Annotated in this window: 29 protein-coding genes; 8 read left to right on the top strand and 21 right to left on the bottom strand. The window is 47.1% G+C overall.

The features are described 5' to 3' along the window. Position 1: 1 nt before the first annotated feature. The 5 genes from DKW60_RS04310 to DKW60_RS04290 form a co-directional block, all read right to left on the bottom strand. Complete coding sequence (locus DKW60_RS04310) at positions 2–916, bottom strand: hypothetical protein (RefSeq protein ID WP_109836439.1); 915 nt, start codon at positions 914–916, stop codon at positions 2–4. Between the two features lie 81 nt (positions 917–997). Next, positions 998–1,876, bottom strand: a complete 879-nt coding sequence (locus DKW60_RS04305; RefSeq protein ID WP_109836438.1) for an AraC family transcriptional regulator — start codon at positions 1,874–1,876, stop codon at positions 998–1,000. A gap of 65 nt (positions 1,877–1,941) precedes the next feature. Next, a complete protein-coding gene (locus DKW60_RS04300) occupies positions 1,942–2,823 on the bottom strand; it encodes a DMT family transporter (RefSeq protein WP_109836437.1) in 882 nt (293 codons plus the stop codon). A 113-nt stretch (positions 2,824–2,936) separates the two neighbouring features. Next, positions 2,937–3,749, bottom strand: a complete 813-nt coding sequence (locus tag DKW60_RS04295) for a DUF2202 domain-containing protein (protein ID WP_109836436.1) — start codon at positions 3,747–3,749, stop codon at positions 2,937–2,939. A 179-nt stretch (positions 3,750–3,928) separates the two neighbouring features. Continuing rightward, positions 3,929–4,849, bottom strand: a complete 921-nt coding sequence (locus DKW60_RS04290; protein ID WP_109836435.1) for a DMT family transporter — start codon at positions 4,847–4,849, stop codon at positions 3,929–3,931. Positions 4,850–5,001: 152 nt separating this feature from the next. Here DKW60_RS04290 and DKW60_RS04285 point away from each other — a divergent pair, with 152 nt between their 5' ends. Further along, complete coding sequence (locus tag DKW60_RS04285; RefSeq protein WP_109836434.1) at positions 5,002–5,457, top strand: hypothetical protein; 456 nt, start codon at positions 5,002–5,004, stop codon at positions 5,455–5,457. A gap of 16 nt (positions 5,458–5,473) precedes the next feature. Continuing rightward, the gene (locus DKW60_RS04280; RefSeq protein WP_109836433.1) at positions 5,474–5,833 is read left to right on the top strand and encodes a hypothetical protein; all 360 of its coding nucleotides are present in this window, start codon (positions 5,474–5,476) and stop codon (positions 5,831–5,833) included. Between the two features lie 138 nt (positions 5,834–5,971). On the opposite strand, the gene DKW60_RS04275 is transcribed toward DKW60_RS04280, so the two are convergent. From DKW60_RS04275 to oxyR, 8 genes are all read right to left on the bottom strand, one after another. Beyond that, positions 5,972–6,196, bottom strand: a complete 225-nt coding sequence (locus DKW60_RS04275; RefSeq protein WP_109836432.1) for a hypothetical protein — start codon at positions 6,194–6,196, stop codon at positions 5,972–5,974. Then, positions 6,163–6,444, bottom strand: a complete 282-nt coding sequence (locus DKW60_RS04270; RefSeq protein ID WP_109836431.1) for a hypothetical protein — start codon at positions 6,442–6,444, stop codon at positions 6,163–6,165. The genes DKW60_RS04275 and DKW60_RS04270 overlap by 34 nt, the downstream gene beginning before the upstream one ends. 17 nt (positions 6,445–6,461) lie before the next feature. Then, on the bottom strand, positions 6,462–6,746 hold the full coding sequence (locus tag DKW60_RS04265; RefSeq protein WP_109836430.1) for an ElaB/YgaM/YqjD family protein: 285 nt from the start codon (positions 6,744–6,746) through the stop codon (positions 6,462–6,464). Between the two features lie 265 nt (positions 6,747–7,011). Then, positions 7,012–8,364, bottom strand: a complete 1,353-nt coding sequence (locus DKW60_RS04260; RefSeq protein WP_109836429.1) for a DUF2254 domain-containing protein — start codon at positions 8,362–8,364, stop codon at positions 7,012–7,014. After that, positions 8,361–10,193: a cation:proton antiporter gene (locus tag DKW60_RS04255; RefSeq protein WP_109836428.1), complete on the bottom strand. Its 1,833-nt coding sequence runs from the start codon at positions 10,191–10,193 to the stop codon at positions 8,361–8,363. The genes DKW60_RS04260 and DKW60_RS04255 overlap by 4 nt, the downstream gene beginning before the upstream one ends. Before the next feature lie 36 nt (positions 10,194–10,229). Then, positions 10,230–11,096: a mechanosensitive ion channel family protein gene (locus tag DKW60_RS04250; RefSeq protein WP_109836427.1), complete on the bottom strand. Its 867-nt coding sequence runs from the start codon at positions 11,094–11,096 to the stop codon at positions 10,230–10,232. A 67-nt stretch (positions 11,097–11,163) separates the two neighbouring features. Further along, a complete protein-coding gene (locus DKW60_RS04245) occupies positions 11,164–11,559 on the bottom strand; it encodes a hypothetical protein (protein WP_109836426.1) in 396 nt (131 codons plus the stop codon). Between the two features lie 25 nt (positions 11,560–11,584). Further along, a complete protein-coding gene (gene oxyR, locus DKW60_RS04240) occupies positions 11,585–12,487 on the bottom strand; it encodes a DNA-binding transcriptional regulator OxyR (RefSeq protein WP_109836425.1) in 903 nt (300 codons plus the stop codon). Positions 12,488–12,656: 169 nt separating this feature from the next. Between oxyR and ahpC the strand changes: the two genes are divergently transcribed. Further along, on the top strand, positions 12,657–13,220 hold the full coding sequence (ahpC, locus tag DKW60_RS04235) for an alkyl hydroperoxide reductase subunit C (protein WP_109836424.1): 564 nt from the start codon (positions 12,657–12,659) through the stop codon (positions 13,218–13,220). 90 nt (positions 13,221–13,310) lie between these two features. Next, positions 13,311–14,900: an alkyl hydroperoxide reductase subunit F gene (ahpF, locus tag DKW60_RS04230; protein WP_109836423.1), complete on the top strand. Its 1,590-nt coding sequence runs from the start codon at positions 13,311–13,313 to the stop codon at positions 14,898–14,900. Between the two features lie 103 nt (positions 14,901–15,003). Here the strand turns inward: ahpF and DKW60_RS04225 are convergent, their stop codons facing one another. The 7 genes from DKW60_RS04225 to DKW60_RS04200 form a co-directional block, all read right to left on the bottom strand. Further along, entirely contained in the window at positions 15,004–15,669 is a 666-nt protein-coding gene (locus DKW60_RS04225) for a hypothetical protein (protein WP_109836422.1), read from the bottom strand. Between the two features lie 82 nt (positions 15,670–15,751). Continuing rightward, the gene (locus DKW60_RS23935; protein WP_219988632.1) at positions 15,752–15,913 is read right to left on the bottom strand and encodes a hypothetical protein; all 162 of its coding nucleotides are present in this window, start codon (positions 15,911–15,913) and stop codon (positions 15,752–15,754) included. Positions 15,914–15,946: 33 nt separating this feature from the next. Continuing rightward, complete coding sequence (locus tag DKW60_RS04220) at positions 15,947–17,434, bottom strand: aldehyde dehydrogenase (RefSeq protein ID WP_109836421.1); 1,488 nt, start codon at positions 17,432–17,434, stop codon at positions 15,947–15,949. A 26-nt stretch (positions 17,435–17,460) separates the two neighbouring features. Continuing rightward, the gene (locus DKW60_RS04215; protein ID WP_109836420.1) at positions 17,461–18,498 is read right to left on the bottom strand and encodes an LLM class flavin-dependent oxidoreductase; all 1,038 of its coding nucleotides are present in this window, start codon (positions 18,496–18,498) and stop codon (positions 17,461–17,463) included. 3 nt (positions 18,499–18,501) lie between these two features. Continuing rightward, on the bottom strand, positions 18,502–19,431 hold the full coding sequence (locus DKW60_RS04210; protein WP_109836419.1) for a flavin reductase family protein: 930 nt from the start codon (positions 19,429–19,431) through the stop codon (positions 18,502–18,504). Continuing rightward, positions 19,428–20,282, bottom strand: coding sequence for an alpha/beta fold hydrolase (locus DKW60_RS04205; protein WP_109836418.1), 855 nt, complete (start codon positions 20,280–20,282; stop codon positions 19,428–19,430). Before DKW60_RS04205 ends, DKW60_RS04210 begins: the two co-directional genes overlap by 4 nt. Next, positions 20,254–20,853 carry an amino acid synthesis family protein gene (locus DKW60_RS04200; protein ID WP_109836417.1) on the bottom strand — a complete coding sequence of 200 codons (600 nt, stop codon included), beginning with the start codon at positions 20,851–20,853 and terminating at the stop codon, positions 20,254–20,256. The genes DKW60_RS04205 and DKW60_RS04200 overlap by 29 nt, the downstream gene beginning before the upstream one ends. Before the next feature lie 87 nt (positions 20,854–20,940). Here DKW60_RS04200 and DKW60_RS04195 point away from each other — a divergent pair, with 87 nt between their 5' ends. The 4 genes from DKW60_RS04195 (at position 20,941) to DKW60_RS04180 (ending at position 23,831) form a co-directional block, all read left to right on the top strand. Continuing rightward, positions 20,941–21,621 (top strand): GntR family transcriptional regulator, encoded by a 681-nt coding sequence (locus tag DKW60_RS04195; protein ID WP_109836416.1) that lies wholly within the window; start codon positions 20,941–20,943, stop codon positions 21,619–21,621. Then, the gene (locus tag DKW60_RS04190; protein ID WP_109836415.1) at positions 21,614–21,994 is read left to right on the top strand and encodes a carboxymuconolactone decarboxylase family protein; all 381 of its coding nucleotides are present in this window, start codon (positions 21,614–21,616) and stop codon (positions 21,992–21,994) included. The genes DKW60_RS04195 and DKW60_RS04190 overlap by 8 nt, the downstream gene beginning before the upstream one ends. A 132-nt stretch (positions 21,995–22,126) precedes the next feature. After that, entirely contained in the window at positions 22,127–22,582 is a 456-nt protein-coding gene (locus DKW60_RS04185; RefSeq protein ID WP_109836414.1) for an EVE domain-containing protein, read from the top strand. An 82-nt stretch (positions 22,583–22,664) separates the two neighbouring features. Then, the gene (locus tag DKW60_RS04180; RefSeq protein WP_109836413.1) at positions 22,665–23,831 is read left to right on the top strand and encodes an ATP-binding protein; all 1,167 of its coding nucleotides are present in this window, start codon (positions 22,665–22,667) and stop codon (positions 23,829–23,831) included. A gap of 503 nt (positions 23,832–24,334) precedes the next feature. On the opposite strand, the gene DKW60_RS04175 is transcribed toward DKW60_RS04180, so the two are convergent. Continuing rightward, the gene (locus DKW60_RS04175) at positions 24,335–25,690 is read right to left on the bottom strand and encodes an IS5 family transposase (protein ID WP_219988631.1); all 1,356 of its coding nucleotides are present in this window, start codon (positions 25,688–25,690) and stop codon (positions 24,335–24,337) included. Between the last annotated feature and the right edge of the window lie 119 nt (positions 25,691–25,809).

Genomic DNA, 25,809 nt, shown 5'->3' with positions numbered 1-25,809 from the left:
ACTAAAATAACTGAGCGATGAAATAAAGTCCCAGTCCTGCAGCAATTAGTACGGAAATGCCCACAAGATAATTCAACCAAGAGTCATACTTCAAAAAATAGGATAGTCGAATATCTTTACGCTCAATCTGGTTTTGCTTGAAGAACGGCTCCAGCGTATTGAACAAAAAGCGTTGTGGGGTTAACGGTTGTGGTGTCCAATCCTGACGAAACAATAGAAAGCGTGCATCCGGTTTATCCGCAGGCAATGGCTTGGGCAGTACGTCATTAGCCCATTGCCTAAACTCTTGGTAATCCGCTTGCGTGTGCGGCAGGATCAATAATATGCTTTGTGGCTTTTGCATCTCTACCAGCTGTTCCAGCTCCCAGCGCAAACCCTGTGTTTTTCCGGCTCGCATGATAACCATCTGGGAACGATGAAAGTATTCCAGAATTTTGTCCTGCCAGTCATCGTCAGAGACATAAACACGTGCCGCTCCTATTCCTGCTAAATTTTCACCAGGTCGACCGATGGCGATATAAGGGCCAATGGATTCCAGTAGGGTGTTGAATTGTAGCTGAACCCCCGGCCCCCAAACGTTGTTATTGCTCAGGGCATCCGTATCCATCGACTTGAGTGATTTGTTGTAACCAGTAAGTGAGTAGTCGTCCTGTTCATCCTGAAAGGAGCGAACGAATACAATCGGTGCGCGTTTGTCTTTGGCAAGCAGATCACCTGCGGAAACCGATCCAAGTCGGGAAGCATAAAGATAAATCGCCACACCAAGCATCATAATGACAATAGCGACTATCCAGCCGAGTCCATCCAGCGCACTTCCAAATACCGGTATGCCAGCTGCGCCAAGTACAATCATCAGAAAGCCGATAATTTTGAGTGACTTTCCAAGGGCTGGATTTCGACAGGGCGTTTCGATCATTGCTAAACCCTCGTATTCATTAGAGAAACCATGCGTGCTTTATCAATAAGATATCACTCACGCATGGCTTCATCGGATGATTTAGGTCAACTTACAATGAATCCGCGTCAGTAACTCATTCGGTGGCGTATCTTTGGGATCATTTAAATACTCCTCAAACGGAGGAAAGTCAGCCGCTTCATAACCACTTTGTGGCAACCACTGCCCAAATAGCCAGGAATACGGCTTTTCCAGCTCCGCATAAGAACCCTTAAACAGCAGTGTTGCGTACTTCCCTGCGGGTATTTGCATTGGCGTCGGTGCATCATCGTCAGCCGGAATGTCATCGACACTTGCGGTGATACAAGCCATCGATTGCAACTCATCGACGGGTGTGGATTGTGGATCACCATAGTACAAGCCGATAGAGAGCGTACTGTCATTTACAAGGCCGTGGCTACCTGCGTAAATAAACAACTTCTCAAATACGCCACCAATATTCATATAGTCGCCTTGGTGCTGGTATCCAACCAAGTCAATCGCGTCAAACTCCATAATTTCTGTTTCAAACATATCTGTATACTCCTGATTATCTGCCGGAAGCATTGCAATGTAAGGAACACAGGCCTTTCCATCGGTTTGGCGGCCTTCGCGATAATCACGAGGGCGCTCACCAAAGTGGGCGGTGAAAGCGCGGCTAAACGCTTCCACGCTGCCGTATGAAACCTTTTTTGCAATGTTGGCTATTGGCTGCTCCGAGCGAATCAATTCCGCTGCAGCATGTTGGAGGCGCAACCGGCGAATTGTGGCGTTAATTGGCTCCTTAGCCAAGCCGCGATAGATCCGGTGAAAATGATACGGAGACATAATCGCGACATCCGCCAGTGCATTAACACTCAAGTCTCCGTCAAGATTATTGTAAATATAATCAATGACCTGAGTGAGTCGTTGGCGATAGTTTTGTCCGGTTGTCTGTTTCATATCATTACCTCTTGTTAGGAATAATACGGCGGGTGAACTGATAATGTTTGCGGTTTTTGTGAAGCTTAAGTGTTAGCGTTGAGTGTCGCTTGGCGTACCTGACGATTGCGTAGGAGTGTGTATATGCCACCAGCCACAATAATGGCACTACCCAATAGTGTCATCGCATCGGGTCGTTCACCAAACACCAGAAAGCCTAATAGTAAGGCGAATACTAAGCGGGTATAGCGAAAAGGCGTCACCACGGATATTTCACCTGTGCGCATAGCCAGTGTCAGGGCGTAATAGGCAATGACGCCAAACACGATAGCTCCCAGTATCTGGCCGCTGGCTAGCAAATCAGGAATGACCGCCCCACCACTATACAGTAGCAACCCTATCCCGGTTGGAATCAGCACCAAAAAGCCGTAAACACCTAGTTGTACATTGGATAATACCTTGGGGGCTGCACGTGTCGCCAAATCTCGTCCGGCAAACCCCAGCATACCGACGACCGCTAACAGTGAGTTCGCCTGAAATCCTTCAAGGCCGGGGCGAATAATCATTAATACACCGATAAAGCCAATCAAAATAGCACTCCAGCGACGCCAGCCAACTTTTTCGCCAAAGAATATTGCAGCACCCATGACAACGACTAAGGGAGTGGCTTGCAAGATTGCAGAGGTGCTGGAAAGCGGAGTTAATACCAGTGCCAGCGTAAAGCCTAAGCGACCGATAATTTCACTGAGGGCGCGTATCAACACTGCTCGTGTGAGTATTGCCGGATGAAGAATAGCTTCACCACGCTTCAGGGTCATCAGCATAAAGGCAATACTGCCGCCGATACCAAAGAAAATGAGAATTTCACCTGCCGGGACCGAACTGGATGCGGCCTTGATAAACATATCTTCCAAGGCGAAGAATGCCATTGCCAGTATCATGTAAGCACTACCGCGTGAGTTTTCCATGGTGCGATCCGCTATGGATTAAGAGGCGGTCAGTGTAGCCCAAATAAAGAAAAGCAGACATGATAATCATGCCTGCCTTGTGAGCGATTTACAGATTATGTTAAATCAGAAAGTCATGTCTGGTGATCCCGGTTTTGCTGACCCCAGCGCTTTCCCTGTCCGGCTTGTTTACCGTAACCAGCTCCGTTACCTTTACCAAAACGATGACCTTGTCCTCTGCCTTGACCACGACCTTGTTGCATACCGTGACCATCATGTTGGCTCATATTCTGTCCTTGACCATGTCCACCACCCTTGCCTTTACCGCCATGACCTTGGCCACCTGTCCCACCACCGCGTTCCTGTTCTGAGTTTATAATGGCACTCACTTCGGCCGCTGGCATGAGTTGCGCCTGATAAACACTGCCAATGTTTTTGTTGTACTGCTTGGCAAAGGCTCTTAAATGGTTACGGGAGCCACGCATCAGATTTTCATAAGTGCTATCAACGTCTGCTTTATCGGACTCTGCAATGGCTTTTTGAAGATCCATAATATCCAGCTCTTCAATCATACCGCCAACTTTGAGCGCACCCTCTAAAGAAGCCAAACCTTGAGTCGTCAGATCCTTATACATCTTCGCCAGTTCAGGGTTAGCAAAATCACCGACTGTGCTGCTTTGAATAGCCGAAGGAACACCGTACTTATCCAGTAGTGCCTTTAGCTGATTCTGATGACGTTGCTCAGCACCTGCAATGTTACTGAATGAGCGGATATTCCATTTATCATAAAGCGTCAGGTAAACATCTTTAGCCAGTTTTTCTTCTTCATGCATGAACTGAAGTGTTTTTGATTCAGCTTCTGTCAGTGTTGAAGCAGCCTGACTTGTGGCTGCGAAGCTTCCTGCTAATACCGCTGCGATGGCTGTGCCAGTGAATAGTTTTTTCATTGTTTTGCTCCGATTGCGTTATTGATTTCACGCTTTCAGAGTAAGGCTTAGCCACTGATCAAACATTGCGAAATATCAAATTGATACCGCGTAAGTGATTGTTTTACAATAAACTTACACTCTTAACATACCCCTTACATTGCTTGTGAAACAATGCCTTCAACCTTGCATAAGCTGCGTCAGAGTGTGGCTGCTTCACGTTCCCGGTGGAAGATATACAGTCCGGAAGCAACTAAAATGGTTGCACCAATCCAGGTGGTAACCGCAGGAATATCATCAAACAACCACCAACCAAGCAATGCCGCACTAATCAGTTCGATATACTGAAACGGTGCCAGAATTGAAGCATCGGCATATTTAAACGCCGTGGTTACCACCAAGTGCCCAACAGCAGCCAGAAAGCCAACCAGTACTAGTTGTCTCCATTGCCAAGGCTCTGGCAGGGATATCGTAAACATCGACACCTCGAACGGCTGCATCACTGTAATGATGGTAATCATGATTAAGGAGCCGAATAAACCGGAATAAAACTGCATGGTAAGTGGTGCAACCCCGCTGCCTTGATGAGTTTCACTGCCTACTCGCGCCAATTTACGGGTAAACATCAGGTAAAACGAGAAGGCAAGTGCAGTCATTAAAGGCAGCAAGGCGCGTGCGCCGAATAAGGCATGTCCGGGTTGAATAATGATAACCGCACCCAATAAACCCACAAATACCGCAACTAACCGCCGCCACCCCACAGATTCACCGAGTACCCAAGGGGCCAGCAGTGTCACGATTAAGGGCATTACAAAGAAAATGGCCAGCGCATCCGCAATGGGCATGACTTGGATGGCGGTGAAGAAGCAGACTGTCGCAACCGCGATACTAAAAGACCGCATCAGATGAAGTGCTAATTCTCTGCCTTTGGGTAAATACAGTGTGCTCCATACAAAGGGCAGCAGGAATAAACTCTGAAAGGCAAAGCGCCCTAGCACAATGAGTCCTGATGAAATTGTTTCCCCCATATACTTTGCAGCGGCATCCATCAGAGGCAACAGAATACAGCCCAGTAACATGAGTTGAATACCGCGGGTTTGATCCTGTCGTAAAGATGACATGGTGTGATCTCCAATGGAGTGAAACAGCGTTACAGGATAGGCTTTTCGCAATGGGAACACTATGACTTTTAATCGATAATAATGCGGTAATATGCTCTAAAAATACACATATTGTGATAGCATGACTTCCAGATAAAATAATGGGGGAAATAATGAAGTATAAATTCAGACGTAATGGCCTGTTGCTGTTGTTGCTGTTCGCTATCTCAGGCTGCACGGTTCAACTGGTTAGCAAGTATGATTCCCGCACTGAAAAGTCAGTCCTGAATATGCGAGAGCAATTGACCGGATTATTCTTTGAGCTAGATGAGCTGGCGGGCATAGAGCCAGATTGTCGTTACCAGAATCATACTGAAGCCTACAAACAACTCTGGGTAGAGTTTGATCTGCTTGCCATGCGTGAGCGCACAAAGCATAAAAATAAGACGACGGCATTGCAGGTTGGCGTACTTGACGAAGGCCTGAAAAAGCTACAGAAAAAGCACAAAAAAGCCTGTCTCACTAAAGTTGAAATCGCAATTTTGAGTAAATCGTTAAGTGGTTTGCTTGATAGCATTTTACGCTTTGAAGAAGCCAAACAACGTGATTCTTCACATTCTTATAATTAGCCCACGGTGACATAACATGACGTACACAATAGATCAGGGTGATGCCGGCAAGCCAGATTTGGAAACGGTCAGTAAAGAGATGTTAGTGATTTTTAAAGACTCACTAGGCGCTGATTGGGTAAAAATCCGACCAGATATGGAAAAGCAGGTCATGGAAGTGCGTGCGAGTATCGACTACATCAACGAGTTACAGATAGCTGGTGAGCTTACTGAGGAGTCTGCCCGTGAGCTGATCGAATTCCAACAGCTCAATATCAAAATGCTGATGATTGAATTCGGAGGAATGAAGGATATTGCTATCGAAACTGCGATCAATGCCGCTTTTAAAAAGGTACGTGAGGCGGTGAACAGACTGGTAAATTTCGAGTTGCTGTAATCTATTATTAAACACCCATGCTTTAGCAGCTGGTAGACTGAATGCTCCGTTGATAAAGTTATTGGAAATGGCAAAAGCGGATCAAGAAGTTGTTATGTGGGATAATGAAAGCACCGCGGGGTAACCCCCCTTCCGCCACTACAGCTTCTTGAGCAGAAACATACCCAAGCTCCAGAAGCCGGGTGGCAGGCGTTTGTTCTTAACGACACTTCTCGCCATGATGCCGGCAGCGACTGCTACACCGACGCTGGCTGCTGGATGCTTTTTAATGGACTCCAGATAGTCTGGCTTTTTTGGCTGGACTGCCAATAAACGTTGTTTAGCCTCTGTTACGGTTTGCGGTTTAGGCGTATAGCGGTCCATAAAATACCTCCGGCTAACAGCAAAGAAAACAGCGATAGAATCAGGAATACCGCACTAGGTGGCATCCAGTTAGCTAACAGATGATATAGCGAGGTGATCAGAAGCGCTAAGGCAGCCAGTAGCATAGCAGCAGCGATAAGCAACAAAAGACCCACCGATATTGTTTGCACTACCTTGTGCTTTAGCAGCCGACCTTCGGCCTCTGCCAGATCACAGATACTGACAATGGTTTCTGTCAGCATTTTCATCGTCTTATCACCTGAACTTATTTATCACTACTAAATAGTTTAGAGATGATGTAACCCACACCGAAAGCGATGGCCAAGCTGGCAACAGGGTTTTTACGCACCCGTTCATTGATTTCTTCCAGCCCGAGATTGCCTTTTTCGTAAACGGCCTCTGCACTTTTTTCTACAGTCTCACTAATATCTTCCGCGTAAGAGCCGCTTTTGTCTTTCACTAGCTCCATCATTTCAGCAAATTCTTTGCGTAGTGTTGCAATTTCTTCACGTAGATCTTCTGTCGCTTGAGTGGCTTTTGATGCTGGCATAAATAACCTCTACTAAATTGGATTGAAAATGAAAATTGCCTGTACTATCACTGAGTCACCGATAGAAAAGACCGGGGGCGGTGACTGAAATCATTACTCTCTAGCCTAGGGTTGATCATCTCTTAAGTCAATTAACCATTTGCTATATTGGTTTAAAGTATTTTAAATAAATCAATTAGATAAGGAGGCAATAACCTGCTATCTCTAAACTTGGATACCGTTATAATTGATTCGATGATGGCGATATCTTCAACGAAAAAGATCCCTATCCTTTACTAAATCGCTCCTCCAGTAGTGCTGTAATTTTCTGATACAAGGTTTCAATATCATCCCTGTCTTTAGTGGCTTTAAAGTTCTCATCACACGCTGAATAGATCGCATTGACCTGCACACCAATGGCCTCAGCCTGCGCTTGGCTTCTGACTTGTTGGGTCAGGCAATACATGGTTTCCAGCAGACGAATCGTCACCGATACATCCGCACGGCCGTGTTGACGAATTTGGTTAAACGATACCTCTACAATCCCCTCAAAGGTAAATGGCTTGGTTTGCAGACGCAGTCGCCCTTCTTCGTCAAAGTGCTGATCAGACGGAAACTCCCGGTCAATCAGAAAAGCAATATTATCACCTAAGCGGTCGATACAGGTGATGGCGGTAAATGGATCATTGATGCCCGGTGATAAGGCGCGAACCGCCACTTCAACCAGCTGTCTCACCGCAAACTCAGGGTCTTGGCTGGCAGTGCCTTTCGCTCCAATCAGAAAACGGTCATTAACCGGGTCGCTGATGGTCTTTTTAAAATCCTCTTTTTGCTCATCACTAATCAAACAAACACCGATCAGGCTGTGTTTAATCAAAAAGTCGCCAGGTTTGACGGTGAGCTTCAGCGAAATATCCTCATCGCTTACCCATGCGATTAAACTCTCCATGTCGATAGCCTGCAGGTAGCCAGACTGCTTGGTATAGATATAATTATCGATACCCTCAAACGGGTCGTCAGCGTGTTCGGTGACAGATTCGGGAAGGTGCTCTGTCTCAGTGTATTTATCTGGAAAGAAGGTGTTGAGTTGTGACTGGAGTGATCCATTGACATCAGCAATCACGCTCTCAGCCTGAATGGATACTGCGGTGTGGTGAATAAAAAACACCAACATCAGCAGATTCGTCACGATGAGTATTAATAGACCAATCATCGAGATAAGGGGTGTGGTCTTCTCTAAATCCATCGAGCTGGTGAATTGCAGCATCATGATGCAGTACAGGAAGGTACCGATAAACACTCCCAACACAAGCTGATTAAAGCGGTCCATCATAAAGTTACGTAATAATCGCGAGCCAAACTGTTGTGATGCCAGCGTTAAAGAGGCGATAGTGATGGAGAACGATACACCTGCAACGCCCAAAATTGAGGAGGCCGAAACACTCAGCAAGGTACGGATATTCTCAGAGTTATTGAAGTATAAAAATAACTTGGGAAACTGAACATGCTGCGCAAACAGGGTTTTATCCAGGTAAAAATTAAGAAAAGCAATCAGCACGGACGCGATTAAAAATAACGATGGCACCATCCAGATATTGGCACTCGCTAATTCCATAAAGTGTCGCAGGCGCGTTTTCATGCATCACCCTGTTTTGTATTGTTGTCCTGAGGAACAAAGCTGATGATCTGTTTGAACGTTTGAGTGTCTAAGTTCTCATCCCATGGGTAAAAAACGATGTTACCTGACTCGTCAATGGCCGCGATTAATTCAGTGGCTTCGGGTTTGTCACTGGTGAGGTTTTCAAGTGTGTATTGCTCAGATAAACCGGTACTTTCAAACTGCCAGCCATCCTTAAACGACTGTGCGAAATCGTTGTAGTAAATAGCCTCACCAAACAGTGTTTCACCGCGAATTGACTGACTCGGTAACTTACCTTCTGTGGCTTTGTTAGTGCCGCGACCGGTATCCGCTTTCCAACCCATCTGGTAAACATGGCGATGACCCAGCTCAGGCCCGAAGCGACTACAGATCAGCGTGTTATAGGCTTCATTGGGTGTGACTGCCAGCAGCTTAGTGATGTGTGAGAGCTCCAGCACTTCCTCGGTTCGTTCGGATAAGACTTCACCATAGTGCGTGGGAATATTATTCATTCTGGCAGCTTTCAGCGCGTCCCAATTGGTATCGATCAGCACTACAGGGATATCATTTTTATGCAGCTCATTCGCCAATGCGGTACTCCACGATGAAGCACCGACAATCATGACACCATCCGGATGAGAAGAAGCGAGTCCAAGTTTTCGCGCCACCCAGCCAATACTTAAGCCATGCATCACCACGGTGAGTATGATCAAGGCAAAAATCAATGGCAGTAACAGCTCTGCACCCTCATAACCTTTGTCGGTTAACTCCGCGCCGAATAGTCCGGCAACGGCTGCCGCCACAATGCCTCGGGGGGCAATCCATGCAATCAGCATTCTGTCTTTTTTATTGATATCAGTACCTATTGTCGACAGATAAATCGACAGCGGACGAAATACAAAAATAACCAGCGCCAGTAATAACCAACTCTGCCAGCCCAAACGTTGCAAAATCTCCGGATTGATGTCTGCCGTGAGTACGATAAAGGTCGATGAAACCAGCAGAATCGTTACGTATTCTTTAAAACGTTTCAGCTCATGCAGGGTATTAAGTTGTTGGTTTGCCAGTGTAATACCTAGTATGGTTGTAGCCAGTAATCCTGCCTCACTTTGTACGCGATTACATAAGGTATATACCAGTAATACTGCGATCAGTATCAAAGGGGATTTTAAGTATTCCGGCACTTTTCCCTGACGAAACGCGCGGGCTAACAAAAGTCCTACGCCGACGCCAAGTGCGGATGCCACCACTAGGCTAATCAATAAACCACTGGCTATGTTGATGGCTAAGGCATCACTTTCCGATAACACGTAATAGCCGTAAATCAGTACCACAAGTAAGGCACCGATAGGGTCATTGACAATACCTTCCCAGCGCAGGAGCGATGAGGGTTGCTTGCGCAGATTCGCTTGTTTCAGTAGCGGCATGATGACCGTCGGTCCTGTCACGATAATGATGGCACCAAAGACTAACGCCACCGGCCAGGATAGCCCGAGCAGATAGTGCGCTGCCAGACTACCTGTCCCAAAGGTGATCACAACGCTCCACGTCACCAAGCGGTAGATGACACGTGAGTTTTTCTTAAACTCATGCCACTGCAAGCTCAGGCCACCTTCAAACAGAATCACCGCTACACTTAATGACACCATGGGTTGTAGCAACTCACCAAAGTCCTCGGTGGGTTTTAGCCAGCCGGTGATTGGTCCCATAATAAAGCCAGCCGCAATCAGCAATATCAGTGCGGGAATTTTTAAACGCCAACCCACCCATTGCAAGGCGATACCAACGATAAGAATAGAGGCGATAAGTTCGGCGACATGATGATGCATAGTGACTGTAGCTCCTTAATAAAGTGCTATGGGTGTTTAGCTGTCGGATTGTGTGTCGATTTTTAATGACTCATTAAATGTCAGCGTGCGATACGGGAATGGAATTTCAATATTCGCCTGATCCAGAGCAGACTTAATCGACTGAATCACTTCATCGCGTGACTGACGAATATCCAGTGGCTTAGAGCCTGTCCACCAGGTCACTTCAAAGTTGATTGAAGAGTCTGCGAATTCTTGTGCAAATATCTGCACGGGCTTGCTATCACTGGCCACACTCGGGCAACTCAGGACAGCTTCGCGAATCACTGAGCGGGATTGCTCGATATCTTCTCCATAGGCGACACCACAGATAATGGTTGTTCGGCGCTGGTCAAGATCCGTGCGAATTGTGACCGGATTTTTAAACAGCATGCTGTTGGGGATAATCACCAATTGGCCATCTGCTTGCCGAACATGCGTTTCTCTCACCAGTATATTCTCCACTTTACCTTCCAGGCCTACACACTCGATATAATCGTTAATACGCATCTCGCGGCGCAACAGGATTATGATTCCGGCTAAAAAGTTTTCGAAAACGTCTTTGAAGGCAAATCCGATGGCGACCGAACCAATACCGAGTCCGGCAAGCATTTTGGTGGGGGTGAGGTTTGGAAACGCGATGATCGCGGCCACCATGATGCCGAGCACCCAAACGCCCATGGAGGAAAGAATCACGATGAGATTCACCAGACTGGCGCGCAGACGACTGTTTCTGAAGATGCGACGCACCAGTCGACGGACCAATGAGGCGGCAAAGTATGTGAGCACCATCACTAAAACAGCAATCATTAGCTGCGGTAACAAAGCAATGGTTTCACGAACCATATCACGCAGTTGGGTGAGTAAGATTGAAATCGGTTCCATTGTTGATCCTTAAGTGTCTTGGGGAGATGGTATCGCTGGTGTCAGTGCAGTTTATATCAGCTTGCATTTAGTCAGGCTGGGGCTCTAAGCCGTTAACGATGTCATGAGTAACCTGCCAGAGGTCGCCGTTATCCAATAAAATACCGAAAAAAGTAGAGTAAACCGCTATCTCCTTCTTCTCGCGATCCACTGAAATAGTGAGTTTGACTGATTTGGTGGTCAATCCGGAACGTACCAAGCCACGTCTATACAAACCGGTCAGCGGGTCTCTTGAGAACCCCAACTGGGTAATGGTGTGCTCAACATCCGCATCATCACGCTGATAACTTGCCAAGTACTTTGGGAAAAAGACGATGCGTGGTTTTTCAGGTGTTAGCGTTTTATAAGGTTTGCGGCGATACAAAACGGTGATTGATGTGATGCTGGCAAACAGCGCAACGAAAAATAGTAGTAATCCGAACATTTGAGGTTCCTGATGATAGTAGTAACTAAGCGGATTTAAATAAATCCAGTGCCTTGATGGTCGACACTAACTTTCGCACGGCCTCCATTCTTGGGTAATTTGCCCGGATAACCGCTGCAATCTCGCGTGTTGGTTGGGGTTCTGCAAATTCACGATAACAAATCATGTCGGATTCTGCTTGATTCATGACTGCCAGTTTAGGCATTAAAGTCACGCCTGAGCCACTGGCGACCATATAGCGCAGAGTCTCCAGACTGGTTGCTTTAAAGCGCTTATCCTCCTCAGCACCTGCGATGAAACAATAGCCCATGGCCTGATCTCTCAGACAGTGACCATCTTCCAGAGTAAGAATCGTTTCATCCTTTAAATCGTCCAGTGTCAGAGGCGATTTTTGGCTAACTGCGTGGTCGGGTGGTGCAGCCAGTACTAACGGCTCATCCATGAGTTTATAGCGGTCAAAACGTTTCATTTCATCATCAAGCCACGGCAGTATCAGGATATCCATCGCGCCGTTGTCGAGATCCTCTAGCAGAGTTTTTGTCTGCTTCTCATAAAGAAACAAATTCACATTAGGCATGGACTTGGTCAGCGCAGGCATAATCTGTGGTAACAAATAAGGTGCCAGGGTGGGAATCAGACCAATATGTAAATCACCCGCGAGAGGGTCAGCCAGGTTTTTAGCAGCGGTTTCAAACTCTTTGGCGCTGTTGAGTACTTTGCGGGCTTGCTCAGTGAGTAAGGCACCGGCTTTTGTCAGCATAACGTTTCTGGGATGTCGTTCAACTAATGTCAGGCCCAGTTGTTCTTCCAGTTTTCTGATTTGAGCACTTAAGGTGGGTTGACTGACATGACAGGCATCGGCTGCTTTACCAAAGTGCTTATAGCGTTCAATAGCATCTAAGTATTCTAAATCGCGTAATTTAACCACAAAGTTATCTCACTCTATGAAGTTGATATATAATCGTTGACGGTATATCAATAGATGATATCAATCGCAAAGATAGATTCAAGTGACTTTATCTATTTATGGGGTGGGGATAATATACTCCCAGATTTTATAGAAACCCGTAACAATTTTCATTTAACAGGAGACAATTATGTCAATCATTAACTCTAAAGTAGCACCTTTCAAAGCAACGGCTTACCACAACGGCGAGTTTGTTGATGTATCAGAGCAGGACATGCTGGGTAAGTGGTCTATCGTATTTTTCTACCCTGCAGATTTCACATTCGTATGTCCGACTGAGCTAGGTGACCTTGCTGATCATTACGCACAGCTTAAAGAGATGGGCGTTGAAGTTTACTCAGTATCAACTGACACTCACTTCACTCACAAAGCATGGCACGACACGTCTGACACTATTGGTAAGATCGAGTATCCAATGATCGGCGATCCAACAGGCGCAATCACTCGTAACTTCGACGTAATGATCGAAGAAGACGGTCTGGCACTACGTGGTACGTTCGTGATCAACCCTGAAGGTGAAGTGAAAGTTGCTGAGATCCACGATCTGGGTATCGGTCGTTCAGCGGTTGAGTTGGTTCGTAAAGTTCAGGCTGCACAGCACATCGCTGCTAACCCTGATGAAGTTTGCCCAGCTGCATGGACACCAGGTGAAGAGACACTAGCGCCATCATTGGATCTAGTAGGTAAGATCTAATAGCGCGTTAATCGCTAATAGAAAAAGGCAGCCCGATACTCCTCCTCGTGTCGGGCAGCCACTTTAAGCATCAATCAGTAGGTCATAAAAATGTTAGATTCAAACATACAACAACAGCTAAAGCAGACATTTGGCAATCTAAAAACTGATGTCGTGCTACGAGTATTTGCAAACGATACTGACAAGTCGAAAGAGCTGGTAACACTTGCTAACGACATGGCGGAGTTGTCTTCGTTGATCAGTGTTGAAGAGGGATCAAATGGCGAGCGAGCGCCGTCATTACAGGTGCAAGGTAAAGGTTCTGACAGCAGCATTTTCTTTGCAGGCGTACCAATGGGTCACGAGTTTACCTCGTTGATTTTGGCGGTACTGCACAGCGGTGGCCACACCATGAAAGTGGAACCTGAGCTGATCGAGCAGATCCGCAATTTAGAAGGTGAGTTTAAATTCGAAACCTTTATATCGTTAACCTGCCAAAACTGTCCTGATGTGGTTCAGGCCTTGAATATGATGGCAGTGATTAACCCGAATATTTCACACGTGATGATCGATGGTGGCGTCTTCCCTGAGGAAGCTGATTCACGCAAGGTCATGGCGGTACCAACGGTATTCCTGAATGGTGAGCAGTTTACACAAGGCCGTACCAGCTTAGCGAAGATCGTTAACAAGATTGATACCGGTGCAGCGAAGCGTCAGGCGGCTGCGCTGAATGAAAAAGAACCTTACGATGTATTAGTCGTAGGCGGTGGCCCTGCTGGTGCGTCATCTGCAATTTATGCAGCCCGTAAAGGCATCCGTACGGGTATTGTAACCTCTCGTTTTGGTGGACAGGTACTGGATACGGTCGGCATTGAGAACTTTATCTCGGTTAAGAAAACCGAAGGTCCAAAGCTTGTTGCGCACCTTGAAGAACATGTTCGTGATTACGATGTAGACATCATGAACGACCAAACCGCCAGTAAACTGGTGGCTGCGGAGCAAGTTGGTGGCTTAGTATCGGTTGAGCTGGAAAATGGTGCGGTACTGAAAAGCCGTTCAGTCATTCTGTCAACAGGCGCAAGATGGAGGGAGATCAATGTACCTGGTGAAAAGGAATACACTGGTAAGGGAGTTGCTTATTGCCCTCATTGTGATGGCCCTTTGTTTAAAGGCAAGCGTGTTGCTGTTATCGGCGGTGGTAACTCAGGTATTGAAGCGGCGATCGACTTAGCGGGTATCGTGGGTCATGTCACGGTACTGGAATTTGCAGATAAGTTGCTGGCTGATGCGGTATTGGTTCGTAAGGCAGAATCAATGTCTAACATCACGATCATCAAAGAAGCAGCGACGACTGAAATCACTGGTGACGGTGAGAAGGTCTCTGGCTTGACCTACACCGACCGTGTGACAGGTGAAAGCCATGATATTGAACTGGAAGGTGTCTTTGTACAGATTGGTTTAGTGCCGAACACCGAGTTCCTTGAAGGCAGTGTTGAGCTTAGCCAGCGCGGTGAGATCGTGATCAATGATCGTGGTGCAACCAATGTACCGGGTGTGTTTGCCGCTGGTGATGCTACAACGGTTCCGTTCAAGCAGATCATTATTGCGATGGGAGCGGGGTCTACCGCTGCCTTGGGCGCATTTGATTACATGATGCGTACGCCGGTTGCTGAAGAAGAAGCGGTGACTAAAGCGGCTTAATCTGATCGACTGACTGAATCGATGCGGTCTGTGTTTGCCTTAGCTTAGGTACCCACAGGCCGCATTTTTTATGCTTGATCATTTACCACAATGAAAGTGGGAATTACTGTTTATGGCGTGATAAAAACAGGTAAACCGATAGCATTAGCAAGACAGGAATACCCATTTCTAAAATCTCTTCCAGTGCTTGGAAATAAACAGACGCACTCTGTTCAATAGTAATACCAAAGCCACCGAGTTTTCGGGCAATACCATCCAGAGTCTTTGAAATAAAAATAAAGGACATGGCAAAAAAGACTGCCAAATGAGCCGGAGAAAAGCGCAATACACCCGTGATGAAGTCTTTTAGATGGTTTTTGACCAGACGAAAAACAATATAGAAAAAGATGGCGATAACGATTAAACCAATAACTTTTTCAATCATTGGTACATCGCTACTGGCATAGAACTTACTTTTAAAAATCCCCATGGTAGTGAAGCGTTTATCAAAATCCAGCTCACGCATGCCAAATAGCAGCACCAGCATGAAAAGATAATGATATTTCTTTACATAATGCCAACCTCCCATCAGGAGCATAAGTGCCGCGCAGACGAAATAGCCCAGTGCTGACAAGCTCTCAACAATCCCCCCTTCACTCAGCCAAAAATCTCTGCCTGATGCATCTAAACTAAAAGTTAGCGCATAAATGACTAGTAATAGTAAAACGACGCCAAAGACCAGAAGTAACTGGGAGCGTCTGGAACCTGAGGGTGTCAGTGTGTTTTGCATGAAGTGTTAAGTCCCTGGAAGAGTAGCTAGCAAGAGCAGAAGATAGCATAGGCGAGCTTACAAGATTAGGTTTCTATCACTATTAGTTAGCACCGAATAACCCTACAGACCCGCCATAAACAGGTTTCAATGAAATCGCAAACAGGGCTAATTGCACCGCTAAGAAAAACACCTTCTCACTGACAATGTCTGACAGTATGTAAATGGGGAGTAATAACACTGCAGCCAGCACTGGCGACATCATCAATAAGCGCTAGCAGCTGTGGGAGTTTTTACTTCACCGCATCACAAACGGATTAGCCATCGGCGCATCCGAGGTATTAATCCAGGTCGTTTTAGTATTGGTGTAATCCAACACCGCATCTAACCCTGCCTCACGCCCATAACCGGAGTCACCATAACCCCCAAATGGCGCAATTGGTGATATCGCCCGATACGTATTTACCCAGCAAATCCCTGCCTTAATCTTCTTTGACACACGGTGTGCCCGTGCCAAGTTCTGCGTAAAGATGCCTGAACCAAGCCCGTAAACACTGTCATTGGCCATGGCAATGGCTTCGTCTTCGTTATCAAACGGCACGATTGACATCACCGGCCCAAACATCTCAACGGTCAGCGTTTCAGTTTGGTCATCAGGGCACTCCACTAGTGTCGGGCTAAAGTAATTGCCCTGCTCCAAGCCTTCAGGACGCATGCCACCAAACACAATATTGGCTCCCTGCGCTTGGGCTTTTTCTAGTGTGTCTTCAATGCGCTCAACCTGTGTTTCAGTGCAAAGTGGTCCGACATGACTGTTGGCATCCAGCGGATCACCTATAACAATAGACGCTGCTTTTTCTTTAATCAGGGCGATGAGTTTGTCTTTCACCGAGCGCTGCACAAAAGCACGCGAACCTGCCACACAAGACTGACCGGATGCTCCGAAATTACCGGCAATTAGGCCATTCGCTGCACTGTCTAAATCTGCATCATCAAACACCAGAATCGGTGACTTGCCGCCTAATTCCAGTGTAGTGACGGCAAAGTTATTCGCTGAGTTGCGTACCACATGACGCGCTGTATCAGGGCCACCAGTGAAAGCAATACGGTCAATATCCGGGTGACTAGTCAGTGGAATTGCACAGTTCTCAGCATCACCGGTAATCACTGATACCACACCTGCCGGAAAGCCTGCCTGCTCAATTAAACGTGCAAATTCCAGCATAGAAACCGGTGAGATTTCTGAGGCTTTAAGTACCACCGTGCAGCCTGCCGCTAAAGCTGGTCCAAGCTTTGTAGCGGTTAAAAACATCTGTGCATTCCATGGCACAATCGCAGCCACCACACCAATCGGTTCGCGTGAGGTAAAGACGTGCATGTCCGGCTTATCAATCGGTAAGGTTGCACCCTGAATCTTGTCAGCGAGACCGGCGTAATAGCGGTAGTAGTCCGCGACATAACCAGTTTGCATTTTGGTTTCAGCCAGTAATTTCCCGCTGTCTTTGGTTTCTAATTCACCGAGTGCTTGCGCGTGTTCTTCGATTAAATCCGCTAATTTGTACAGCAATTTCCCGCGCTGTGTGGCGGTCATTGCTGGCCACTCACCTTCATTGAGTGCCCGACGTGCAGCGCTAATGGCGCGATTGACATCTTCCTTACTGGTGCAGGCAAAGTTTGCCCACGCCTCGCCGGTGGCAGGGTTGATGCTGCTCATGGTTTGTCCGGTGCTGCCATCCGTCCATTGGCCATCGATATATAACTGAAACATCGGTAATTGTGTGCTCATAGTGGGTGCTCCTGCGGGCGGTGGTTTCAGCTAAAGGCTGGCATAACTTCATCAATAAAACGGGCTAAGGATTCGCGCTTGTCGGCACTACTCATGCCGGAATCAATCCAGAATGAGAATTCGTCATAGCCTAAATCTTCATAATGCTTGAGTCGGTCAATCACTTGTTGTGAGGTGCCGATCAGTAGGTTTTTACGCATGTTTTCAGGGCTATACATTTCCATCGCATCCATTTCTTCTTGCGATAAGGTTTTGATTTGACCCTGAGTGACCGGGCGCTGGTTTCTAAACCATGAGCCGAAGTAACAATAAAAACGGCTTAAGCGTTTGGAGGCGGCAATCACAGCGGCTTCGTCTTTGCCAACATAAGTATGCTGCAATAACATGATTTTTGGGCGAGCGACTTGCTGATGCTTTTCACAAGCATCTTTGAAGCACTTCATTAGGTTCTCTATTTCTTCGATCCCTAACCAGAGGGGGGTGACTTGCACATTGCAGCCATTGGCTACAGCAAACTCATGGCTATTAGGGTCTCGTGCAGCAACCCACAGAGGTGGTCCGCCATCCTGTAATGGCTTGGGTGCGCTGGTACTGGCAGGAAATTGGTAGAATTCACCGTCATGCGCATAGTCGCCCTTCCATAGCTGCTGTACGGCAGGCACGATCTCACGCATGCGTTGACCCGCTTCCCAGGCATCCATACCGGGCATAATGCGTTCGTATTCATAGCTATAAGCGCCGCGGGCAATGCCGACATCTAATCGTCCACCTGTCAATACATCGGTCATAGCGGCTTCACCGGCAAGTTTGATGGGATGCCAGAATGGTGCGATCACCGTGCCAGTCCCTAGTCGAACCTGCTTTGTGCGATGGGCTAAATCCACCAGTGTCGTAAACGGGTTGGGGGCAATGGTGAATTCCATGCCGTGGTGCTCACCAGTCCATATGGCGTGCATACCGCCACGGTCTGCCATTTCACACAGAGTTACAAATTCATTGTAGAGCTCACGATGAGTCGCGCCCGTAGTGACACGCTCCATGTGCGCAAACAGTGAGAATTTCATGAGTTAACCTCCGGGATGCAGGGTGTGTACTTCTCCGTCTTGTTCATCACCCAAGTACAAGCCAAACACGCCGGTATGGCGTTCCAGCGCATATCGATTTAACATATTTTTAACTGGCTCAGAGGCCAGTTTGGCATCAGCCAGTGAATCCAACGGGGTAAAGGTGCCATAGTCAGTTGCCACTGCTTCATCGCAACTTGCGCGAAAATACACAGAGTAGTCACCCGTTTTCGGGTTATCAAAGATAGAATACGCAGGGCCCAGTTCGACGGGCAGGTTAGCCTGTTTAAAATGCTCACGAATCGCAGCTAAGGCACCGGTACGACTTTGTACTTCCACGGTTGGCAGGCGCAGCCCCTGTTCTGACCCCTTCACCAGAATGGCGCCATCTGCCTCAACAATCGCGCCCACTCTAAAGGAGCGCACAGTGGCAGGCGCTTCACCAGCACCACGCTCTAAACCTAAGCTGAAATACCCTTGGTTGGAGTAGCCTAAGCCTTCGTCACCCGTGCTGCTAAAAGCCTGAATTTCGCCGAACAGCACCATGTGATCACCGGCATCGACGCGTTGGTGAGTACTGCAGGAAAAGTGTGTGCTTGCACCCGTGAGGATTGGTGTACCAAACTCATCGGCTTGCCAGTCAACATCGGCAAAGCGATCTCCATCAAAGCTTGCGAAATGATTGGAAATATCTTGTTGATCCTGTGCCAGTACATTCACCGCAAAGTGGCTGCAATTTTCAAACACCGGATAACTGCCCAGTGATTTTCCCGGACAGACTAATAATAAGGGTGGTTCCATCGACACTGAGGTAAACGAGTTTGCAGTAAAGCCAACTAATTCACCGCTTGCGCTTTTTGCTGTGACGACGGTGACACCGGTTAAAAAAGTGCCGAATGCCTGTCGTAAGGCCTTGGGGTCCAAATTACTCATGATGAAACCTCCGTGCGGGTAGTCTTTTGTGTGGCCACATGCCGATGCAAAAACATCATTAATGCATCATTTACTGGTGCAGCGTGGGTGAGCGGAGTCATGTGGCGGGAGTGTTGAATCACCAGCGACTCTGCATGTTGTAGCTGCTGTGCCATGGTATCACTCATATCGGGTGTTGAATTAGCATCCAGTTCACCGGTGATGAACAAACACGGTAAATCAAGCGCCTGTAGCTCTGATTCTGCTAAACCATCGTCTTCAGAAAATACTGTATAGGCATCCGCATAGCCCTGTAAATTGGCTCCCTGCAGCCACTCACAACACATCGCTGCGTGTAACTGATCCTGTGCAGAAGGCGTTTCGCTAAACCAGCGTTTTACCGGCGCAGTCGGGTCTGATTGTGGTTGTTCCCGCAAGTGTTTGGCACGGCTGAGTACTGCTTGTTTAGCCTCATCACTCCGCTGATAAATCGCATTCATCGGCACAATAGCCAGAGATAAATCAGGGTAGGATTTAGCCAGTGATAATGCCAGTAAAGCACCCATAGAGTGACCAATAATCACTGCTGGTTTACCAATGACCTGCGTCATAAACTGTGCTAAACAGTCTGTAAAATCAGCTAATGTCGGTTCTTTTGACTCAACTGACAAGATATTACTTTCACCATGGCCGGGCATATCCACTGCATAGACATCGTAGTCAGGTGCTAGCGCATCAATTTGTTGATACCAACTTTCAGCGCGCAAACCGACGCCATGAATCAATAACAGCGGTATGCCATTTGCATTCCCACTGTGGTGATAGGCGATGCCTTGGTCGGTTTTAGACCGAGGCAGGATTATCGAGGTCATGACCCAGCTCTTTTAAGTCTTGGTAACGGTCACCAATGCGGTGATGTGGTCGCCCGCCTGATGCTCCACCCAATACAATCACTACCTCATCCGGTGCAGGTGCATCAGGAATGGCGAATTGGATCGTCAGGTAGTGAGAACGGCGCCCGGCGTCATTTTTATCCATCAATGGAATGCTGATGGGCGCATTGGCCGGACCGCGGGTATTCGTGAATGATAAATAGCTTTTGGCTGCCACTGCATTGCGATAATGATTACCAAAATGCAGCGTGTGAATTAGGGCGGAAGCGTGTTCAATCTCGCCATTAGTCCCAACGACGCCTGCTTTCCCATAGGCTTCAATAGCATCACCACCACCTGCCAAGCTGACGATGCGTTCGGTTAGCATTTCACCCAGTATTGGGCCATATGCACGAATTTCCGGAGTCAGATCCTCAACAAAACGACCTGCCCAAGGGTTTGTGATTACGGCTGCAACCGCGTAGAGGCGCCATGGCGTGTCTGCTTTACGAAAACCTTCGCTAAACACTTCTTCTTCAAAAGTAACGATTTTTCTAATATCGGGTGTCATTCAAAAATACTCGTGGTCGCTGTTTTTTGTATGATGGTATACAATATGCAAAAACGCAAACAATTAATGAATGGGTGATAACGACAGATGTTAACCAGCTTAGAACGACCAAAAACCTTAAAAGAAACCTCATTGGAACGACTGCGTGAAGCCATTACTATGGGCTATTTTTTACCCGGAGAGCGTTTGGTTGAACGAACGCTTTGTGAACAATTAGGTGTTAGTCGTACGGTAATTCGTGAGTGTATTCAACATTTAGAGAGTGAGCAGCTGATTACAGTTGTGCCAAATGCCGGCCCTTCAGTGGCTACTTTGAATCCGCATGAGGTACAGGAAATTTATGAAATCCGTACTATGCTGGAAAGTGCTGCGATCGCCAGTTGTGCCGCTATCGCCAGCGAAACAACGGTAGCCACACTCGAAGCGTACTGCGATAAGATTGCCCGATCACTGCTAGATCATGATATCAAACAGGCATTAGTAGATACCCGCATGTTCTACCATACGATATTCTCCGAAGGTGAAAAATGGGTAGCCTGGGACTTGGTTGAGCGCCTGAACGGACGCATTGGACAGTTACGCGCCGTCACACTCAGCTCAAAAGGACGCTCTACTGCAGGCCCGCGCAACCTTCGGGCGATTACCGCAGCCATTAAGCAACAAGACCCCGACACAGCAGCAGAAGCCTGTGCAAAACATTTACAGCAAGCGATGACGATCGCACTCAATGAATTACAGAAACCCAAAGAGGATGTATTAGATGGATAAGGAGCTATTTGAGAAAGGTCTGGCGCAGCGCAAAGCCACCTTAGGCGCAGAGTATGTGCAAAAAAATCTGGAAGCAGCGGATGATTTTACTCTGCCGTTTCAGGAAGCTATGACCGAGTGGTGCTGGGGCTTTGGTTGGGGGGATGACACCATTGATCCTAAGACGCGTTCTATGATGAATCTCAGCATGATCGGGGCGTTGGGCAAAATGCACGAGTGGGAAATTCATTGTCGTGGCGCGATTAGCAATGGCGTAACTAAAGAAGAAATCCGCTCGATTATTCATGTGGTGGGGATTTATTGTGGCGTGCCACAGGCGCTGGAGTGTTTTCGGGTAGCGCGTAAGGTCCTGGAAGAAGAAGGGCTGTTATAAGCTTTCCCGGCCAGACCACCTGTAAGCTAACTAACCTCAGCGCTTTAGTTGCTAATACTTAGCAACGCATCACCCTTTATTGCTTCAGATTCAGCCGATATGATAGAGAGACTTGAATGTCTGGAGAGTCCAATGCAGTACTGGTTAATCAAAAGTGAGCCCGACGCGTTTTCAATCGATGATTTGCAAGCGGCGAATGTTGAACCGTGGGATGGTATCCGGAATTATCAGGCGCGTAATTTTATGCGTGATCAAATGAAGGTTGGTGATCAGGTGTTTTTCTATCATTCCAGCTGTGCAGCGCCAGGTATTGTCGGGATTTGTGAGGTCGCCAGCGAGCCATACCCTGACCCCACAGCGTTTGATCCTGAGGCAAACTACTACGACCCTAAAAGTGATCCCGACAAGCCGAAATGGATATTGGTTGATATGAAGTTTGTTAAAAAACTGGAGCAGGTGATTAGTCTGGCTGAGCTCAAAACCATGCCAGAACTTGCTGAGATGAGGCTGCTGAAAAAAGGCAACAGACTCTCCATCATGCCAGTCGAGAAGTCAGAGTGGGAGTTTATTATGGGGATTGCTGGGTGATTAGTGCTGCTGCGCTCAAGTTTTTCAGTAGTGATATTACAACTACCTTGCAAATTTGGCACTAAAGTCCATAATTACAAGGATGATATCTAGAAAACTCACAGCCACAGTCAGGAAGCGTCTAAACCAGTTTCCTGCCGTAACACTGCTTGGACCTCGACAAGTAGGTAAGACAACCCTCGCTAAAAGTCTGGGTAAAGAAACCGATAGCATCTATCTTGATCTAGAGAATCCTGAAGATCTGGAAAAACTCTCAGATGCACGTGAGTACCTACTCCATCACCGAGGAAAGCTGATCATTCTTGATGAAGTTCAACGCCTACCAAACCTATTTCAGATTTTAAGAGGTTTAATCGATGAAGGTATTGAATTGGGTTTTACGACGGGTCAGTTTTTACTCTTAGGTTCAGCTTCTATAGAGCTACTCAAACAATCCAGTGAAAGCTTGGCTGGAAGAATTGCATATCTCGAATTAACACCTTTAGAGGTGGCCGAGATTGACCCTGCTTCAATCAATGAGCTTTGGATTCGTGGCGGTTTTCCCCGTAGTTTTCTAGCAGCTGATGAAGAGCAAAGTGTGACTTGGCGTAATAACTTTATTCAAACCTATCTGGAGCGAGATATTCCGCAACTTGGGCCGCGTATACCTGCCGAAACATTGAGGCGTTTTTGGACGATGTTAGCGCATTTACAGGGGTCACCACTGAATGCTGCAAACTTGGCGAAAAGTCTTTCCGTTGATGGTAAGACTGTTGCACGTTATCTCGATCTAATGGTTGATTTGTTGCTCATCAGGCGCTTACAGCCTTATCACGCTAACGTAGGCAAACGCTTGGTAAAAAGCCCTAAAGTTTACCTGCGAGACAGTGGGCTGTTACACACTTTGTTACGGCTCGATGATTATGATGAAATTCTCAGTCACCCGATTACGGGTGAAAGTTGGGAGGGTTTTGTCATTGAAAGTTTGATTCGGGCAGCACCAGATCGAGCAGAAGTGAGTTACTACCGTACCTCAGCGGGTGCTGAGATTGACCTGCTTTTGGATTTGGGCGGTAAGCATGGCGTTTGGGCGATAGAGATAAAACGTAGTCTTGCGCCTAAGGTTACTAAAGGGTTTCATATATCCGTGGATGATATTAAACCTAGTAAAGCATTTGTGGTTTATACGGGATTGGAGCGCTACCCGAAAGGAGGGGGTGTAGAAGCTATTGGATTGGTGGAACTTTGTGGGCTATTGTATGAATTATAATCGGCTTTTGTCATGCAGGTTGGATACACGATAGCAGTTTGCCGAATACCCATATTATTAGCTTTATGGGGACCGAACCTAGGGAGAGCATCCAGTACTGATAGAGCTCGCCCTATTTGTTGTGAGCTATTTATAGAATTGAGTTTCGCTAATATATTTGCTGCTGATACAACATCGGATGTGCCAGAGAGGTAGTGTCGGATGCTTTAATGGCAATTCACGACATTCCTATGGCTTCAGTAGTCTTTCTGTGATTCGCTTCCTCTTTGGTCAGAGAGATACCAGATCCAATTGCTAAGTGGGAAGATAAGCTTCTGTTCAACTATTTATTGATGACTCTTCGCATATCGTTATTGTCCAACTCAAGCGATGGGTCGGCATAGACAATTGCCCAGTTTTTAGTCTTTGCTGCGGCCAGTGATGGCTTTTAATACGAATTGAACGTCGTTTCTAAGTGGTCGACCCTGAAAAACTCCGCCCGACTTATACGTTTTTCAGACTGTTTAGTTGTGTGCCAGACTTATTCGAAATTGGGCTTGAACACGACTCCCCCTCGCTAATACCAACACAATAACAAGGCAAAAGTAGTATTTTGCCGCCGCTGAAGCAGCCACTAACCACTTTTTTAGATTCCAGGCAGCGGCTGCCATCAACAGATTGATTTCATCACCCATTACACCCTTGAGGTAATTTCGGGATAAGCGAAAGTCTGATTTCAGATGACCAATGATAGGCTCTATCGCTGCCCGTCTTCGGCACTGCCTGCGTTTCTTATCACGCTGATAGCGGTTATCCCGTTTTAGTGGCGGCTTGGGCAGCACGATCTCCGTACCATTCACCCGGCGTTTGCCGCGATAACCTCGATCACAGGTCGCTTGTTTGACTTTCTTGCCACGGCTGCGCTTAATGTGAGCGAGTATGTCCGGCAACGTATGACCATCATGAAGGTTCTGCTCATGGCTCACCGCACCCACAATAATATTGCCTTTAGCCGTACTGGCGATGGAGACCTTATTGCCATACTCGTATTGCACGTGATCCTTGCCTTTTCCAATACAATAAACTGCCGGTTCATGCAGGGAGTAGATTTTGTTGTTATCTTTGGGCTGCTGAGCCAGCACCCGCTCATAAAAGAGAAAGTCTTTCTGATACTGCTCAAATAACGCCTCAGCCGGTAACCTTCTTCTGAGTTCTCTGATCAACTTGCCTGCGATGGTACGCAATCGTTTCAACGCCTTTTTAGCTTGGCCTCGTTTTTTGGGATGGCGAAAGTTACGTATCGCTAACCGGCAATGCTTGACCTCCTTTACATAGGTGCGACGTTGTTGAATGCCTTGTTTCTTAGCCAGTTTGTTCAGGCGCTTGATAATTTTAATCGCCAGCTTACTGTCAGTGGGATAGGTAATGTTCTTCTCTTGTACGGTGGTGTCAATATTGACGTTAGCCTCGAGTGCTGCCTTCCCGTGCAGGGCAACACTCATGCGAAAAACCAATTCGACGCCTGCTTTGCCAATCCGTTGTCTGAATTTGACCAGCTCTGTGCTATCGCAGGGCAGGGTTTGCTGAAACTCGGTCATGCCACAAAATGCCTGATAGTAAGGATTGCGCTTCCATTGCAACACAACCACTTCATCGCTCAGGCACTCCAGCTGCTTAAGCAACAGCAGACCGACCATCAACCGGATGGGCTTAGCAGGCGCACCCGTGGTTTTACTGTAGTGCTTGGCAAACGCCTCATCAAACACTGACCAAGGGATCTTAGTCGCTAAGGCGAGCAATGGATCGTTGGGATCAAGCTGTAGCAACAGATCCGGGCCAAATAAATTGGTTTGGTGGTGGGGAGAGTCAGGTGTGAGCATCTTGAACCTTTCGACCAGAAAAGAGCGTTCATTTTACCCTTTCTGGTCGAAATGACCATGCTTTAAAGAGGGTTTTCCTTTAACTATCAAGGGCTTTGATGGTTTTTCAGGGTCGACTA

The sequence above is a fragment of the Leucothrix pacifica genome (assembly GCF_003172875.1).
Classification (GTDB): Bacteria; Pseudomonadota; Gammaproteobacteria; order Thiotrichales; family Thiotrichaceae; genus Leucothrix; species Leucothrix pacifica.
This window is presented reverse-complemented; position numbering and strand designations above follow the sequence as displayed.